This window comes from Steroidobacter cummioxidans (assembly GCF_003104955.1).
In genome coordinates, this window is record NZ_LSRW01000037.1 from 40938 (window position 1) to 56461 (window position 15524).

Annotated in this window: 16 protein-coding genes; 11 read left to right on the forward strand and 5 right to left on the reverse strand. The window is 60.5% G+C overall.

The window, feature by feature from the left end; genetic code table 11:
- The first annotated feature begins 25 nt into the window (after positions 1–25).
- Positions 26–1957 (forward strand): DEAD/DEAH box helicase, encoded by a 1932-nt coding sequence (locus D0550_RS18520; RefSeq protein ID WP_161965914.1) that lies wholly within the window; start codon positions 26–28, stop codon positions 1955–1957.
- 36 nt (positions 1958–1993) lie between these two features.
- Here D0550_RS18520 and D0550_RS18525 read toward each other — a convergent pair whose 3' ends face one another.
- Positions 1994–3253: an HNH endonuclease signature motif containing protein gene (locus D0550_RS18525; RefSeq protein ID WP_241520843.1), complete on the reverse strand. Its 1260-nt coding sequence runs from the start codon at positions 3251–3253 to the stop codon at positions 1994–1996.
- On the opposite strand from D0550_RS18525, the gene D0550_RS35990 reads away from it, so the two are divergent.
- From D0550_RS35990 to D0550_RS18540, 4 genes are all read left to right on the forward strand, one after another.
- Positions 3185–3364, forward strand: a complete 180-nt coding sequence (locus D0550_RS35990; protein ID WP_241520844.1) for a hypothetical protein — start codon at positions 3185–3187, stop codon at positions 3362–3364. The genes D0550_RS18525 and D0550_RS35990 overlap by 69 nt on opposite strands.
- A gap of 178 nt (positions 3365–3542) precedes the next feature.
- On the forward strand, positions 3543–4043 hold the full coding sequence (locus D0550_RS18530) for a TspO/MBR family protein (protein ID WP_206606391.1): 501 nt from the start codon (positions 3543–3545) through the stop codon (positions 4041–4043).
- Positions 4033–4821 carry an energy transducer TonB gene (locus D0550_RS18535; protein ID WP_116810679.1) on the forward strand — a complete coding sequence of 263 codons (789 nt, stop codon included), beginning with the start codon at positions 4033–4035 and terminating at the stop codon, positions 4819–4821. The genes D0550_RS18530 and D0550_RS18535 overlap by 11 nt, the downstream gene beginning before the upstream one ends.
- A 77-nt stretch (positions 4822–4898) precedes the next feature.
- Complete coding sequence (locus tag D0550_RS18540; protein WP_206606392.1) at positions 4899–5540, forward strand: alpha-ketoglutarate-dependent dioxygenase AlkB family protein; 642 nt, start codon at positions 4899–4901, stop codon at positions 5538–5540.
- 3 nt (positions 5541–5543) lie between these two features.
- Here the strand turns inward: D0550_RS18540 and D0550_RS18545 are convergent, their stop codons facing one another.
- Positions 5544–6644, reverse strand: coding sequence for a DUF5700 domain-containing putative Zn-dependent protease (locus D0550_RS18545; RefSeq protein WP_116810681.1), 1101 nt, complete (start codon positions 6642–6644; stop codon positions 5544–5546).
- A gap of 308 nt (positions 6645–6952) precedes the next feature.
- Between D0550_RS18545 and D0550_RS18550 the strand changes: the two genes are divergently transcribed.
- Positions 6953–7627: a lactonase family protein gene (locus D0550_RS18550; RefSeq protein WP_116810682.1), complete on the forward strand. Its 675-nt coding sequence runs from the start codon at positions 6953–6955 to the stop codon at positions 7625–7627.
- Between the two features lie 34 nt (positions 7628–7661).
- Here the strand turns inward: D0550_RS18550 and D0550_RS18555 are convergent, their stop codons facing one another.
- The 3 genes from D0550_RS18555 to D0550_RS37160 form a co-directional block, all read right to left on the reverse strand.
- Positions 7662–8354 carry a UPF0149 family protein gene (locus tag D0550_RS18555; protein ID WP_116810683.1) on the reverse strand — a complete coding sequence of 231 codons (693 nt, stop codon included), beginning with the start codon at positions 8352–8354 and terminating at the stop codon, positions 7662–7664.
- A 368-nt stretch (positions 8355–8722) separates the two neighbouring features.
- Positions 8723–9526 carry a DUF3800 domain-containing protein gene (locus tag D0550_RS18560; RefSeq protein ID WP_116810684.1) on the reverse strand — a complete coding sequence of 268 codons (804 nt, stop codon included), beginning with the start codon at positions 9524–9526 and terminating at the stop codon, positions 8723–8725.
- A gap of 374 nt (positions 9527–9900) precedes the next feature.
- Complete coding sequence (locus tag D0550_RS37160) at positions 9901–10194, reverse strand: SymE family type I addiction module toxin (protein WP_116810696.1); 294 nt, start codon at positions 10192–10194, stop codon at positions 9901–9903.
- A gap of 327 nt (positions 10195–10521) precedes the next feature.
- On the opposite strand from D0550_RS37160, the gene D0550_RS18570 reads away from it, so the two are divergent.
- From D0550_RS18570 to D0550_RS18590, 5 genes are all read left to right on the forward strand, one after another.
- Positions 10522–11211: a DUF5343 domain-containing protein gene (locus D0550_RS18570; RefSeq protein WP_153067227.1), complete on the forward strand. Its 690-nt coding sequence runs from the start codon at positions 10522–10524 to the stop codon at positions 11209–11211.
- On the forward strand, positions 11204–11695 hold the full coding sequence (locus tag D0550_RS18575) for a TIGR02391 family protein (RefSeq protein ID WP_116810686.1): 492 nt from the start codon (positions 11204–11206) through the stop codon (positions 11693–11695). The genes D0550_RS18570 and D0550_RS18575 overlap by 8 nt, the downstream gene beginning before the upstream one ends.
- Before the next feature lie 491 nt (positions 11696–12186).
- Positions 12187–12636 carry a ribosome maturation factor RimP gene (rimP, locus tag D0550_RS18580; RefSeq protein ID WP_116810687.1) on the forward strand — a complete coding sequence of 150 codons (450 nt, stop codon included), beginning with the start codon at positions 12187–12189 and terminating at the stop codon, positions 12634–12636.
- A gap of 47 nt (positions 12637–12683) precedes the next feature.
- Entirely contained in the window at positions 12684–14189 is a 1506-nt protein-coding gene (gene nusA / locus D0550_RS18585; RefSeq protein ID WP_116810688.1) for a transcription termination factor NusA, read from the forward strand.
- A 37-nt stretch (positions 14190–14226) separates the two neighbouring features.
- The coding region (locus tag D0550_RS18590) for a translation initiation factor IF-2 N-terminal domain-containing protein (RefSeq protein ID WP_174842503.1) at positions 14227–15524 on the forward strand (1298 nt) is incomplete at its 3' end.

The following is a 15524-nucleotide window of genomic DNA, read 5'->3' on the forward strand; positions in this document are numbered from 1 at the left end:
GCCCCCCATTTCCCCGATGTCATCCATGCTTTCGGTCGATGCGCGCCTCTACCTGCCCCTGAGTGAGCAACAGCTGACGTCCGTCTTGGAGGAGGGCGTCGACTTTGAGACCGCCATCGCCACGCTGGAAATCCCGCAGCTGGCCTCGCTGATCCTGCTGCATTCGCTGCCTTCGCTTCCGGTGGAGCAAGCTTCTCGTGCGGAGTTCATGCTCAGTCGCGCCATTGAGCTTGCCAATGCGCAGTGCGTTGATGTCGGCTTGGCCGAGTTCCGCGCAGGCGTGAGTCGCGATCTGAGCCGAACGCGCATCCAGGCAGGGCAGCGGCTGATGGATGACTACGGCATCGCGCTCCTGGAGCACGAGTTCGCCACGTGGCGCAGCTATCTCAATGAAAGCCGTGAGTGGGACCGCGAATTCTGCGACCGCCACCGAGAACGCTTGCGGCAAAGGCTGCAACAGGTGGTGCTGCCCTCGGGAGAGGGATGCTTGCTCACAGGCCAGCAAAGCGGCGTCTACCGGACGGTGGTGGCGCAATCGGACGATCACTTGCATGTGCAGGGCTATGCGGGCACCGGCAAGTCCCTGCTGATTCACGCCCTGCTGGATTTATTGGGGAGCGAACAGCGGCACGTGCTGGTGCTTGCGGAGCGGCCGCGGCAGTTGCGCGCGCTCATGGCGGGCCTCGAGAGAATCGATCGAGTCGAAGGTATGACGTTCGGCCAGCTGGCGTCGCAGATTACCCCGGCCGACTTGATCGCCCGCGGTCAGCGGGGGAGATACTTCGAGAACGACAGTCGCAATCCCATGTACGACGATGTCATGGTTCGTCACCTGGGCGTGCATCCCATCGGTGGGTTCTCGGCGATCCAGATCGTCCGGCTCGCTCGCCGGACCATTGCTTCGTTTTGTGCGACGGGGGATAGCGAGATTGGAGAGCAACATCTGCCGGGGGGAATAGACGACGCGGTGGCACGGCGAGTCGTTCTGCATCACTCGACCGAGCTGTGGGCGGCCACGATTGCTCCGCCATCCAGCGATTTCCGACCGCCGCTGCGCGCGTTTCATCAGATCAAGCTGGCGGCCCTCAAGCAGTGGCGCATCCCGGCAAAGTACACCCACGTGCTGCTCGACGAGTGTCACGATCTGTCCAAGCCGCTGCTGCAGATTCTGGACGGCAGCCCGCAAGCGGCCATCTCTTTCGGAGATGAGTATCAGCACCTGCGCGGGCGGGCACAGTCGCGAGGCAGAACGATCAGGCGCTGCGAAATCACGCATTCGGTGCGTTCGGCGAAGGCGATCGAGGCAATCGCCAACCCCATCATTCAGGCGCATCCCGGCGACACCAAAGCGCCGTTCCTGGGGCATCGCAAGTTTCGAGCTGAAGTGGTCTATTACCCGACCGCGCAGATTCCTTCGCGACCCGCCGCCATCCTGGTGCGAGATCGGTGGGAGCTGTTCGACTGGGTGGACCGGCTGGTGAGTCAAGGGCTCACGCTGCGACCGTTGAGCGACTTCGCGCCGCTGGGGCAGTGGGTCAACGATTGCATCGAGCTCTATGCTCACGGCACGCGTCCCAGGGATGCGTCGCTGTTTCGTTACCAATCTTGGGAGGATGTTCGCGATGCCTTCGGCAGGAATCGTGGATTCCAAGTGGTCGATGAGTTGCTACGGAAGGGCTACTCACGCGAGCACTGGGTGCGAGCCACCAATCATGTCGTTCCAAATGCGATCGGCGGATACGCGGTGGGGCTGATTGAAGATGTTCGCAATCTCGAGTTTCCTGAAGTGCTGTTGGCGCCGAACGTCGTGACCGATCTCTGGAGCGAGATACCGGGTGATCGTGCCGCGGCGAGCTCGCTGGTGTACGTCGCGGTAACCCGCGCGCAGCATCGGCTGTTCGTCCCGCAGGCGCTGAGGGATTGGATCGAGGATCGCGCTAGCGGGCGGATGCAGTAAGAACGAGCCAGTGATAACGCTGACCTTCTTTTCCGCCTAGATCAATCCTCCACGTGGAGGATTCTTCGCTGCCCGAATTCGCTGCAGCAGGCTGTCAACGGCCAGGCCGAAATCCATCGATCCGCCGTCCCAACGCGTAACGGCCGTCCTTTTGTCGATGATGATGTCTTCTCGCTGATGCTGGCGCGGCAGCTCGTGCCAATCGCTCATTGGGTGGCTGTGGCCGGTTGCGATGCTGTCGAAGCTTTCGCCGTTCGGCTGCACGAAACGGATCGCGCCATCGTCCAATACGTGGATTTCAACCTTGCCTTCGTGCACGGCGCGGTGATGGAAGCGGCACAACGTCACAAGGTTGGATAGCTTCGTTTCGCCGCCGTGCGCCCAGTGGTGAATGTGGTGTGCGTCCGTGTACCGCGTGTTGCAGCAGCCCGGGAAGCGGCAGCCCTTGTCGCGAGAGCGGAGTGCGCGTTGTAGAGCAGGTGGGATGCTTCGCGTCTTGCGGCCGACGTTGAGCGGATCTCCGTTCTCATCTTCTACGATGCCGACCACGCTAGCGTCGCACGCGAGCCGCCGTGCGGTGTCTGCCGCAATGTGAGTGCCGTGTTCGATCTCGCAGCGGCCGGCGCAGCCGGTTTGCAAAGTTTCCGCGTCGACGTGGACGACGATTTGGTATTTGTCGCCGCTGCTCGTTGTCGCGGGGCCGTTTGCTAGGAAGCTTTCCGCGAGAAGTTCCAGCGCATCTGCGCGGCGTGTACGAGAGGGCGGGAATTTAACATTCGGCACTCCAGCTGGAGGATCGGACTCCACGGCCTCCGGCTCGGTTTGCTTCAGATCCTCAGCGGCCGCTCCGAGTGCTTTGATCAGTAATGCGCCCGCTTGGGCGGGGAGACGGCCTTTGATGACGAGCGAGCCGTCGTGGTCGAACCAATACTTCAATTCTCGACCTTGCTGCTGCCGTTTCTCACGCGACAGTTCCTCGGATTCCTTCGCGCTGCGGTAGTAATGAACAAGGCGCTCTACGTGCTGAGCGGTTCCGTGGGTTGCGATCGTTAGAAAGTAGTCTTCCGTCGCGGGGCAGGCGACGCGCGTGATCTCCCGCACCTTCGAGTAGCTGATCTCGCCGCGCTCCATCGCCGCGCAGATCTTTGGCAGGTTCTCCAATGCACGCGCCGTGCGCACCTTCTCGCGCGCTGCGCAGAAGCCAATGCCGCACTTCCAGTTGAGCCAGTGTGCGCACGATTGCGTGGCGCCGTCGTTCCAGCCGCTGCGTCGGTCAAACTCTGCGATGAGCGACAGGAAGCGATAGTTCGCCGCGTTGATGTGGCCGGCGAGTTCAGTGATCTGGTCGGCGAGGGCGCGTGTTTCTTCGATACGCGCGAAGCGGGCGGCTTGATCGTCGGCGAATGAGGTTTCCATCGGCGGCCTCGATGAAGTGACTCACGACGAGGGCAAGGGTACTTCGAAATCTCGTGACTGTATATAGAAACAGTCATGCGAAACCTACGCACATCGTTGCGACAGTGGTGGCACCTACATCGCGACTCGTGCATTTTGAGTGGTGTTCGCAGTAACCAGAGGGATGGGAATGGCTCTCTCAAAACAAGCCCAAGTGGGCGGGTTCATTGCCTGGCTCGCGATCTGTTTTATCGCGGCGGCGATTGGTGCGGTGGCTTCCGTGCAGGCCGGTCCCTTCTACCTATCTCTCTCACGGCCCGCGTGGGCGCCGCCGGCTTCTGTGTTCGGCCCCGTGTGGACGGCGCTCTACACATTGATGGCAATTGCCGCGTGGCTGGTCTGGCGCGAGGGTGGATACAGTAACGCGCGCGCGGGGCTGACTCTGTTCCTGGCGCAACTCGCTCTGAATGCCGTGTGGAGCTGGCTGTTCTTTGCGTGGCACCTCGGCGCGCTGGCGTTCGTGGACATCCTGCTGTTGTGGGGGCTGCTCGTGGCGACAGTGATCGCCTTCTGGCGCATTCGGCCGCTCGCGGGGGCGTTGCTTGTTCCCTATTTGGTGTGGGTGAGCTTTGCGGCTGCGCTCAACTACACTGTGTGGAAGATGAATCCGGGTGTGTTGGGTGGGAGCTGATACTGGCGAGCAACTGGTCAGCGATATTGCGATTGAGTTACTGTGCGGCTCGGCGCTTCCCTGGTGCGATAAGAACATGCGGCACGCCTTGGGTCTCGCGGTCGTTGCAATGACATTTGTATGCTGGCCGCACCTGAGTAAGGCGACGGATGCACCGGCACGCCTCGTCGTCGGTGAGAACTCGATCGAAGAGCTATTGCGCTTGCCGGAAAGTCTTGAGGCCGGGCGGTACGCCGTTCACTGCGAAGCTCATATCTTGAGGACCGGTCATGCCGTCAGACCGTACTGCTACACGATGGCGGAGCCTGTCCCTGCAAATCTGGTTAGGGCTGTCATCAAGGCTGCGAAGCGGGCGAGGTATGTGCCGGCTGTGCGCGCGGGAGAGCCAATTGAAGTGTATGTACTGCTGATGGTACTGATCGATTCGACGCTCGGCGAGCCGATGATACTCGCAGTGCCGAACAACGGGGTTCAAAGGAAAAAATTTGGGCTGCTTTATAGCTCGCCGCAGCGGCTGATCCGTAACGCGCGCAGAGCTGCGAGTCGACCCATTTTGAGAGACATTCCTAGTGGGCGCCCGCATCTGCTGATCTGGAGCCAGTTCCAAGTCGATGAGCTCGGCAATGTTCTGGACTTCAGGCTGGAGGAGATCCATGGGGCCCGTCCCCGTGCGATACAGCTGTCGGATTACGACGCGAGCAACGAGAAATTTGTGCCGGGCTACCACGAGGGGCGGCCGGTTGCTATGTTGTTTGTGGAGCCGATCTTCTCACCCTAGTCTGGGAGACACGCGGTTCGGGTCAGTGCATTTTCTGGCGTATCATCCAGATGATCTGGGGCAATAGTAGTGCGGTTGTGACTGGTGATCTCTTCGAGAACGGCGACCCGCGCCGTCTGGATTTGCCCGATGCTGACATTCGCTACTGGTCTCGGGTCGACCTCGGTGCGCCTGTTGATCGCGTCCTGCAAGAGCTCATCGAACACGCGCCGTGGCGAGCTGAGGTCATCACTGTGTACGGTCAGCAGCATCAGCAACCGCGATTGACTGCGTGGTACGGCGATCCCGGCGCGCATTACACATACTCCGGTCTGGCGCTCAATCCGTTGCCGTGGACGAAGTTGCTCGCGGACATCCGTAGCCGTGTCGAGGCTGTGACAGAAGCTTCCTTCAACAGCGTGCTCATGAATTACTACCGCGATCACCGCGATAGCATGGGCATGCACAGCGACGATGAGCCGGAGCTGGGAAGCAACCCGGCGATTGCCTCGCTGAGTCTGGGCGAGCAGCGCACGTTCGTGCTGAAGCACAAATTCAATAAAGCGTTGAAGCCGGTCAACGTCGTGCTGGAGTCGGGCAGCTTGCTACTGATGCAAGGCGCAACTCAGCATCATTGGAAGCACGGAATCAACAAGCTCACTCGCCCGTGCGGGCCCCGGGTGAATCTCACTTTTCGCCGCGTGTTGGGCACGCTGGCACCGTCCGCGAAAGGGCCTTGAGGATCAGTGACTCTCCATCCATTGTTCCGTATCGGCAGCGAATCGTGCGCGCACGTTCGGATGCGCTTTGTAGAGTGCGATGTACTGGCGGAAGAACTCGACGGGCGCTTGTTGGAACAGCTGGCCAATACACGGTCGGCCACAGTGCTCGGCAATGACCCGTGCCATTTCGTAGCCGACAAAGTACAACCGTGACTCCGGTCCGGCAAATCCCTTGGCGTATGCATCGCTCCACGAGATTCGCTGCTCTCTAAGGTCGCCGAGCAGAGAATCGAACAGGGCGAAGTTCTCGGCGATGCGCTCTGGCGTCATGTTCCTTTCATACATGGAGCGCCACATCTCGATATACGGGCCGGTGTCGCTCGACTGCAGCGGGTCGGCGGCGTAGTTCGCCGTGCCTTCCCATAAGGTGTGCGCCACCAGCTGGTCGGGTGGCGGCAACTCGTCGAGGTTGTCGAGCTTCGCTTTCAGCTCGGGGATCTGGCGCGCCGCGGTCTGTTGCATGACGTGGTAGACCTCATGCGTGAGATTGGCGATCACACCAGCCGCGTCGCCTTGTGCGCGGGCCAGGTTGACGTACAACTCCGGCCGTTGGCCGCTCTCAGTGACGAATCCATCGGAGACACCGCCAGCCACGAAGTACACATTGATAGTCAGAGGGCCGGTATCAGGTTGGAAGGGCTGTAGCGTGGTGAGCACTTGCTTGACGAGTTGACCTTCCCGCAGGCGCAGATCCGCAATCAGCGTGGTGACTTGCTCGCGTGCATCCCAGGCTTGATTGAAACTCCAGACCCGGTACTTCCCATATCTCGGTTCCTCGCGCGTTTCGAGGAACGTCCGCAGATCGGATTCGAACCTGGCGCGCGTGGCGTCGGGGATGTAGCGACTGACGTTGTCGACCATCGCTGTGAGCCCGTGAGTGGACTGCAGCCGCGCGAATTGCTCGGCCGTGAGAGATTTTTCGTCCAGGGCTTCAATCAGGACTTCGGCGCCGGCGTAATCGAAGTGCAGGGTAGTTGGGTTTCCGGGCGGAGCCGTTGCGCAGCCACTCATCAGCGCCCAGGTCGCGGCAATGACGCTGCAAGTTACCGCCCGTGCGCGCATGTGGCCCCCCTTATTTCGATGACGATGCGCGTTGGATGCGCCTAACGATCCAAAGGTTGGGAAGGCTGTAGCCAGGATGACTGAAACCCGATGACCGTTTTTGCGACCGCTGCACGGCCCTGGCCGAGAAACCTGCGATAAGGTGCCACCGGACATAATTGCGGCCCGATTTCCCAATGGAAAGCGAGCCAGCGCGACAACGACGTTACGGAATAACTGAGTGAAGCGGATAAATCGTGCGCGTGCGGCTGTAGGCAGTCCGCTGCAAACCTGCGTGGTCGGCGCGGGCGGCAACGCTCCGCACGTATATGATGGATCCTGCGACGGGCGACTGGGTGTCGCAACTGCCGACTACAACGCTGTCGACTTCCGTGCGCGAAGCATTGGTGCATCCCAACGGTCGCTTCTATACCCGGCCGCCGGCGGACGGCACGGCAAATGAGTCGCGAGTGTATTACTACCCGATCGATCTCCAGACGAGCGAGGTCGCGTTCGGCGGTCTCTATGCCGAGCTCAATGGCCCGACGAGCGGCTGGGCACTGCATCCGTCCGGCAACTTCATCTACGTGGCGAAGCCGACGAATAATGTGATCGAGTCGTACGCGATCTCACCCGGGGCGGGCCATCTGATTCCGTTGAGCTCCGATGTTCCGTTTGTGGTGAGCGGTGAGACCGCTCTGGCGATGGACCATCGCGGCCGCTTCCTGTTCGCCATCGCCGCAACGGGGCATGTGGAAACGTTTGCTATCGAAGCGGACGGGAGACTGACTGCGCTCGGCGATCAATCGTCAGGCCTCATCTCGCGAGCCACTGCGCTCACTACGGACTTCAGCGGTAGCTATCTCGTCGTCGTTGACGGCGATGGGTCTCGACTGAAGACGCTTCGGATCGAAGAAGAGGGGGCGCTGACCTTCATGGCGTTCTCGCCCACGGGGTGGACGGCACCGTCGCAGGCGGTGAAAGTTACGGGGCGGCTGCGGTAGTTCGGCTTTGCGATCCTCCACGTGGAGGGTGCGATCAATGAGTTCGCATCAGGCAGCACTGCTTGTATTTCTTTCCGCTGCCGCACGGACACGGGTCGTTGCGGCCGGTCTTTGGCTGGCTGCGCACGAACGTCGATGCGACCGGTTGCGCGCGCATCGGCGCGAAGTAGCGATACATCTGCACGATGCCCGCTGTCATCATTTGCAGCAGCTCTGTTCGCTTCTCAGGTGACGGCGACTCGAAACGCGTCTCCGGATTTGGATCGTTCTCATGCGCCAGGGCCATCATCGGGGTGATCGCGCCGGCGCGCTCTTCGTCGTGCAGGAACGCCTGCCAGCTGGCCGCTCGCAGGCTTACGCCATGCATGAAGCCTTTCGCCCATTCGTTACCGAGCGCTTGACCGTTGTCATCCCGTACGACGATCGGGACATAGATGTCGCCGCGCTCGAGCGTCCTCGCAATCGAGTTCCAGTGGCGCGTGAACATGCCCATGACGGTCTGTGCTTGCTCCATCGAGTCGAACGCTGGGCCATGCTCTGCCGACTCGCCGCCGAGGATGTGCGGCCAGTATTCGCTGGGCATGACGAGTTCCGGCCCGACCACGAGCGCGCAGAAGAATCCATCCATGCGCTCGATGTTCATCGCCGTTGGGCTGGGGAGGGAGTCGAGGAACTCGGTGAGTTGGTCGAGTTCGTCGTCGGAGAGTGGGGTGGTGAGGGCGGTCATGGGGTCGGAGTGTACTGCATTCGCGGCGGATGCTTGCGCGCGCTGCCGAGGGTGAGGCGCTTCAAGACTACCGCGGTTACTCGCGCGGCCGAATGCGCGCATTCTTTAGAGCGCTGGCGGCCTATGGGCGCGGTGCCGCGGTCGGTGATCCGTGCGTGCTTGCCGCGGGAAGTCGCGCGCTTAATGTCGCGTATCTTTCACAAGTACGAAACTGACGCGCACCTCCAAATACGGAGTGTTTATAAGTCGAATCTTTTCCTCTGGACAGAAAGACATCGCGGAGTAATATAACGACCGGGCATCGCCCACGAGGTCTTCGTATGGGGGCCGCCTCAAAGGCTCAGACACTGTCTGGGCCTTTGTTGTTTCTAGCGCCCGCGTCGATGTCGGCAGACGAGTTCGAAGCAGCTGTATTTCGATCCTCCTGCGTCGGCCTGCGATGGAGAAAGCCGATTCTCGATCAATCGACCAGAGGATCGCAGCGCCACATAGGCTCGATTCTCCGGCTCATAGCCAGCGAGAGCGATTGGCCACAGGTACAGATCTGCGACCTGAGCCATCGGTGATGATTTGGTCTTGAACCGAATCTCATGGAGCGTCTCGCTGAACTCGGTAGCTGTCAGTGGCGAGTACCGCGCCGACGAAGTCTTGGCGAAAGGCGAGCCGCTCGTCCGCAGATCGTCGTAGTACCGAGCGAGTCTGTCGTCATCGACTTTGCTAGTGCGCTCCGGCAAGACGCGCAATTTACGATCCATTGTCCGCGCGTACTTCACCGCGCGCTCCACGGCAATTGCAAACGCGGTCTGGCACAGGTGCCACTGACGGTGGCCGTACTGCGCGCGGTAGCGAGCGTCGTATCCAGGGCGATCGATGACACATGCAAGCCCGAGAATATCGAGCGACAGCAAGGTTCGACTAAGATCGTTCATGAATCGGTTGCGTTCGGATCGATCTCGACCGAGCCATAGAAACCGCTCTCTACGATGGCGAATTTCAACGGAGTGCAGCGGATAGCAGATAGACCATCGTGTGCAGAATTCATCGTACAACTTTCGAGCTGCTGCTTCGGCATCTTCATCGATGAGAACGCCTCCAAGAGCGAAGAATTCACGAGCGTTCTTGTTGTAGGGCAGGGGTTCTCGATTCGGCGCGCGTGTTCCCGAATCATCCATGTAGAAATTGAGAATGCGTGGCACGCGTCACTCCTTGGCTCATGCCTGCTGCGTGGTCTTTGGAGACTAGCGTGGTGTTCGGCGCTGATGTGCTCAGTTGAGTGTCACTTTTTGGTCGTGACAACGAGGCTTGAGATGAGACGGAAGCTTTATGGCATCACCAGATAGCACTTACGGAGCGCCGTGCGTCGCGTGCGGTAAAGCCCCTAGTACATCGCGCGCCAGTTGCCGTTTCGAGTGCGGCCACCCGCGCGCTGGAAGCGCGGGAGTGTTGGCGAGGAGTTCCGCGCGGAGAACAGAATTTAACAGTGGGCACTCCAGCTGGAGTGCGAGCGAACGAATCAGGGGTCATTCGCTCGCCGTTGATCGCGATGTCAGGTGTCCGCGGGCACGAGGGTGATGCAGCGGTCGCTGACTTGGATGTTTACTCGCTGGCCGACGCCGAAGCCGGCTTTATCCAGCCAGTAGCCGCGGAGGCGGATGAAAGGAACGGGTGGCGGTGGCGGCCACTGGCGTGAGTGGACGTCGTAGTGGCTGGGGCTGACTTTGAGTTGGCGGGGAGGAGGTGCGCGGCATGATGGTCTCCTGCGTGATGAAGAGACCGCTGACTGTCGGGAGCGGTGAGCCGCTTCGAGCGCAAGGCAAGTGTTTTGAGCACCAAGGCAGATCTAACGACAGTCATACCGCGAAGTCAACTTTATCATCCGGCGATTCTCCCACTGGACCAGAGTCTTTCGGGGTTCATAGCGGGGGGATGATTAAAGCGGCTATCAAATTAGATATATGACCGCCTGCCTGGCTTGCTTTGCCCCTCCGTTCTATGGGGCGTCTCATAATTAGGTAACACTTGCTTGGCGCGGATCGCGCTCTTGAGGGGGCGAGGTGATAGCATTTGGGAAGGTTGGGCACGACATCGACGATTGATGTGCACGGCCAATATCTGTCTATAGGTTACTGCTTTATCTCGATTCTCTAAAAATTGGAGATGGTAAAAAATGACCAAAGATGTTGGGAGCAAGGGTGGGCCTCATCCATACGTTCCTAGTACGGGAATGATCGTGCAGACGTTCGCGCAGCTTAGAAAGATGTTTCCTTCTAGGGTCGATGCCGAAACACTCAAGAAGCTTTCTCTCGCTCCTGGAAATGAATCAGTAGTGATTAACGTTCTTCGTTTTCTGGGGCTTGTGGATGAGCAGGGAAAGAAGACGAGTCTTGCCGGGACTGTCTTTTCGAAACACCAGGACGATGCTTTTGCCTCTGAGCTAGAGAAGGTAGTTAAGGAGGCGTATGCAGAGTTGTTCGACACAATGGGGGCTGCTGCGTGGGGTGCCGATAGATCCAGCTTGATTGGATTTTTTCGAGTCCATGATGAAACGAGCGAGCTGACGGCGACTAGGCAGTCTATTGCGTTCGAAACCTTGGCATCACTAAGCGGGCACGGAGAGACAGTTAAGGTCAAGGCGCCAGCGGCGAAGACGTCGGTTAGAGCCACTAGTCCGAAAAAGCGCGCTACTAAGCCCGCAGATGTTATCGAGCCGAAGAGGGGGCTCGACGGGTTAGCGCATCGCGAACCCGGGGCTGTTGGTCTAACTGTGCGAATCGAGATAAATCTGCCGGCGCAAGGGGACCAGGAGACATACGACCGAATTTTTCAGAGCATTAAGCGGAATCTTTTAAATGCATAAGAAAGCATTGGGAGTATTTGAGAGAATCGCGCGGCGCGCGCACTTGTTCTCTGACGAAGTAGTCAAGCTTGGCTCGGTTGAGCATCCCTTCGAAACAAAAAACATTCATCCGATGCTGCCGGCTCTGGTGAGAAGGATGTTTGACGACAGCTACTACTCTCAAGCTACGTTTGAAGCGTGTAAGTATCTAGATAAGGAAGTCGCGCGTATCTCTAAGATATCTGAATCGGGCTATAAGCTTATGATGAAGGCATTCCAGGAGACATCGCCACTCCTAGCCCTTACTCCACTAGGAACGGATTCTGAAAAGGATGAGCAGGCGGGTTACAAATTCATATTCTCTGGCGCGATTATGGCTATTCGTAATCCACGAGGGCACGAGTACAAGATCAATGATTCCATAGACGAATGCCTAGATCATCTGGCGTTGATTTCGACCCTGCTCCGGCGCCTGGAGAAGGCGGGATTCTCGCTGCAGAGTTAGTCGTGCAGGCGGTCTCATGGTGGAAATGGAACTTGAGGCTCGTCGACGGTGAAGGACGTAAAGGAGAATAGGGGCTGCACACCACACCGCTTGCCATCCCCCCTCCACCCCCCTTAAACTCCGCGGCCCTTGCCGATCGTCTCCTCCTGGTAACAGGTGTCAGGTGGTCCGACAGGGGTTGTAGGTAGCGCTGCCGGGCATATATAAGGTGTCCGGGTTTGAAGGGGCCCGATTTGAGGGCCTTTTTCGCTTCTGGGGACCGCCGCGGGGAAGTGGCCGGTTCGCAAGAAGGCACCTACACGACGAATTAGGGGAGTCGGGCAGTACCCTCAAGGCTGCCTGGCAGGTAGGGACGGAGAGTGAGAATGGGCCTTGGGGCCCATTTTTCGTTTCGGCGACGGTAAAAACCGGCCCGGCGGAGCTCTTCCGGCGCGGGTAGCAAGCGCCGGAGCGGGGGCAGCCTGGCCCCACAGTCAACCCGGAGGTGACCGATGCTGCGAGAACAGCTGGGCGAGCTGCTCGGCCCGGTCGTGGCCAATCTGGGTTACGAGCTGTGGGAAATCGAGTACGCGCCGCGCGCCGGCGGCGGCCTGTTGCGGCTGTACATCGACAGCCCGGACGGCATTTCCGTGGACGATTGCGAGAAGGTGAGTCGGGCCGTCAGCAATGTGCTGGACGAGGCCGATCCCATTCCCAACGAGTACACCCTGGAAGTGTCCTCGCCGGGGCTGGATCGGGTGCTCAGGACTCAGGCCCATTTCGCGCGCTTTGCGGGCGAGCGGGTCAAGGTGGAGATGATCCAGCAGATCAACGGTCGCAAGCGGTTTCAGGGGCGCTTGCACAAGGTAGGCGAGAGCGAGATTACGCTCGCGACGGACGGCGGCGAAGTGAGCTTGCCGATCGAAGACATTCACCGGGCGCGGTTGATCCCGGACGTATGACGTATGAGCGACGGGAGTCGCGGTAAGCGTATAGCGGAGTTCGCACGATGAACAAAGAGATTCTGATGGTCGTGGACGCTGTCTCCAACGAGAAGGGCGTCGACAAGGAAATCATCTTCGAGGCGCTCGAAGCGGCGCTCGCGTCCGCGACCCGTAAACGTCACGGCGAGGGCATCGACGTGCGCGTCTCCATCAATCGCAAGAGCGGCGACTACGACACCTGGCGCCGTTGGAAAGTGTTCGCGGACGATTCCACCGAGCTGGAATTCCCGGACAGCGAATTGCGCCTGGAAGACGCCAAGGACATTTCCGAAGACGCCGAAGTCGGCGGCTACGTCGAAGTGCCGATGGAGTCGGTCGCGTTCGGCCGTATTGCAGCGCAGACCGCCAAGCAGGTCATCGTGCAGAAGGTGCGCGAGGCTGAGCGGGCGCAGGTGGTCGATGAGTTCAAGGCACGCCAGGGCACGCTGGTGTCCGGCATCGTCAAGCGCGTCGATCGTAACGGCGTGTTCGTGGACCTCGGTGGCAATGCCGAAGGCTTCATCGCGCGCGATCAGATGATTCCGCGCGAGCCGATCCGTGCGCAGGATCGCGTGAAGGCGTATCTCGCGGATGTGCGCACCGAGCAGCGCGGACCGCAGTTGTTCCTGACGCGCACGGCCCCAGAATTCCTGATCGAGCTGTTCAAGCTCGAAGTGCCGGAAGTCGGCCAGGGGCTGATCCAGATCCTCGGCGCTGCTCGCGATGCGGGTGTGCGCGCCAAGATCGCGGTGAAGAGCAATGACAGCCGCATCGACCCGGTCGGTGCGTGCGTGGGTATGCGTGGTTCGCGCGTGCAGGCGGTTTCGAACGAGATCGCCGGCGAACGCGTCGACATCATTCCTTATGACGACAATCCGGCGCAGTTCGTGATCAACGCGATGGCGCCGGCGGAAGTGGTGTCCATCGTCGTCGACGAGGACTCGCACTCCATGGATATCGCGGTGACGGAAGAGAAGCTGTCGCAGGCCATCGGCCGCGGCGGTCAGAACATCCGTCTGGCCAGCGAGCTGACCGGCTGGGAATTGAACGTGATGACGCAGCAGGCCGCCGAAGCCAAGAGCGAAGGCGAGTCGCAGAAGCTCATCGACCAGTTCAAGGATCAGCTGGACGTGGATGAGGACGTGGCGGCGATCCTGGTGCAGGAAGGTTTCTCGACCATCGAAGAAATCGCCTATGTGCCGGCGTCCGAGCTCTCCAACATCGAGGAGTTCGACGAGGAGATCATCAAGGAGCTGCGTAATCGTGCGCGCGACGTGCTGCTGACGCAGGCGATCGCGAGCGAGGAAGAAATCGACAGTGCCGAGCCTTCAGCGGATCTGCTGGAGGTGGACGGCATGGACGACGACCTGGCGCGGAAGCTCGCCAGCAGAGGCATCGTGACGCGTGAGGATCTCGCCGAGCAGGCGATCGATGACCTGACGGAGATCGAAGGCGTGGATAACGAGCGCGCGGGCGCGCTCATCATGGCGGCGCGTAAGCACTGGTTCGACTCCGCGGGGCAACAGGCTTGAGCGGGGTCGTAACTAGAAGCGGGTCGGGAGGGCGTATATGGCGGATGTGACGGTAAGCCAGTTTGCCGAGGTACTGAAGGTACCTGTCGAGCGGCTGCTGACGCAGCTCGATGAAGCCGGGATTCAAGTCTCCGGCGCGAATGACACGATCAGCGACGACGCCAAGATGGAGCTCTTGACGTTCCTGCGGCGCTCGCACGGGCGCACGCAGGAGGCGACGGCGCCGCGCAAGATCACCTTGAAGCGCAAGTCCCAGGGCGAAATCAAAGTCGCCTCGGCGCAGGGCCGTGCGCGCATGGTCAACGTCGAGGTTCGCAGCAAGAAGACGTATCTGAATCGCAGCGTGCTCGAAGAGCAGGCTCGCGGTCCGGCGACGCCTGTGGTCGACGATCAGGCTGCCGAGCGCGCGAGCGCGGCTGCGGCCGAAGAAGCGGCGGCCCGGGCTGCGGCTCAGAAGGCGGCGGCTGCTGCACAGGATGCGGCGATTGCTGCCGAGCAGGCGGCTGCCGCTGCTGCTGCCGCAGCTCAGACGGCTGCGCAGACTGAAGCAGAGCGTGCAGCGCAGGCGGCCGCAGAAGCGCTGGCTGAAGCGGCGCGCCAGGAAGCGGCTCGTCTGCAGAAAGAGCAGGCTGAAGCGGAAGCGCGTGAATTTGCGGCTCGCGAGCAGAAGAAGCTCGAGGACGAAATTCGTCGCATGGCGGACGCGGAAACGCGTCAGTCCGCCGAAGACGAGACTCGTCGCATGGCCGAAGCTGCGGCGCGTGCCGAAGCCGAACGCAAGCAACAGGAAGCTGCTGCTGCGGCCCCGCCGCGTGCAGCGGAACGTACTGCCGGCGGCAAGCGCGGGGGTACCAGCGACCGTCCGCAGCGCGCCGAGCTGCACGTGTCGAGCGATGCCAGCGCCCGTTTCAAGAAAAAGAAACAGCAGGCGGCGACCAGCGCCCGTTCGCGGGGCCGTCCGTCGCAGATCAATGTCGGCCAGCAGCATGGCTTCGAGCGCCCGGCCGCACCGGTCAAGCGCGATGTGCAGATCGGCGAGACCATCACGGTGGGCGAGCTCGCACAGCGTATGGCCGTGAAGGCCAACGAAGTCATCAAGGTCATGATGAACATGGGCGTGATGGCCACCATCAACCAGCCCATCGATCAGGACACTGCGGTGCTCGTGGTGGAAGAGCTCGGCCATACGGCAGTGCTCCACAAGGAGAGCGCGATCGAGGACGAGTTGCAGGCCACCGATGCCTCGCACGAGCTCGAAGCGCGTCCGCCGGTCGTCACCATCATGGGTCACGTCGACCATGGTAAGACCTGTCTCTTATACACATCTGACGCTGC